The 1,134-nt window shown below is 35.6% G+C and carries 1 protein-coding gene; it reads left to right on the top strand.

The window, feature by feature from the left end; genetic code table 11:
• Positions 1 to 1,134, top strand: a 1,134-nt coding sequence (locus tag DUT69_RS18995) for a two-component regulator propeller domain-containing protein (protein WP_317047229.1), incomplete at both ends; no start/stop codon positions are given.

The following is a 1,134-nucleotide window of genomic DNA, read 5'->3' as shown; positions in this document are numbered from 1 at the left end:
CCATTCTAAACGGCGTAATTATTATTGATGAAAATGGAAATATTGTTCAAAGCATCAATAAAACTAGCGGCTTACAAAACAACACGGTTTTAAGCATCTACAACGATGATGAAAGTAATTTATGGGTGGGCTTAGATAATGGTATCGATCGGATTGAGCTTAACTCGCCCCTTTCTTTCTATTTTGATAAAACAGGAAGATTTGGCACCGTTTATTCAAGCTTAATTTATCAAGACAAAATTTACCTGGGAACCAATCAGGGTTTATTTTATAGCACTTGGAATAGCAGTTGGAAAAACATCAACAACAATTTCGACTTTAAACTGATTCCTAATTCGCAAGGTCAGGTTTGGGATTTAAGTAATATTGATAACCAATTGATATGCGGCCATAACGATGGAACTTTTGCGGTTACTGGTGATAGGATTGAAAAAATATCCTCAATTAATGGCGGTTGGACACTGAAAAAACTCTCTTCTAACCCTAACGTATTAATTCAAGGAACCTATACCGGATTGTGCATCTATACAAAAAATGCTTCCGGAAAATGGGTTTTTAGTCATAGGATAAATGGTTTTGGTGAACCTTCGAGATATGTTGAGCAAGATCATAAGGGCAATATTTGGGTTAGTCACGCTTACAAGGGGCTATACCGCATTACCCTAAGCAGCGATTTTAAGCAAGCCTTAAAAGTAAAGTATTTTGACGAAACCAATGGATTACCAAATAGCTTTAACATCAATACCTTCAACCTAGAAAATAGAATAGTTTTCTCTACTGATTCGGGTTTTTACATCTACGATGACATTACCAACAAATTCAGCAAGTACAAGGAATTGAATCAAAAGTTGGGAAGTTTTAATACATCCAATAAAATTATCAAAGCAGGTACCGGAAAATATTGGTTCATCAATAGAGGCCGTATGGGGCTGAGTGATTTTATAGAATCTGGAAACATCAAGGTTGACTCGAACAGGTTCAATATTTTAGATGCCCGTATGGTGCAGTACTACGAAAACATCAGTCAAATTAGTAACAATATTTATTTGATCAGTGTTGATGACGGCTTTGCAATTTATAATGATGTACTAGCCGGATCAATGAAATTGAGTAAAAAGCTACCTCAGGTAGTTA

This window comes from Pedobacter namyangjuensis, assembly GCF_003313325.1.
GTDB classification, from domain to species: domain Bacteria; phylum Bacteroidota; class Bacteroidia; order Sphingobacteriales; family Sphingobacteriaceae; genus Pedobacter; species Pedobacter namyangjuensis.
Note: the sequence above shows the minus strand (reverse complement) of the source record. Positions and strands in the feature narration are given on the sequence as shown.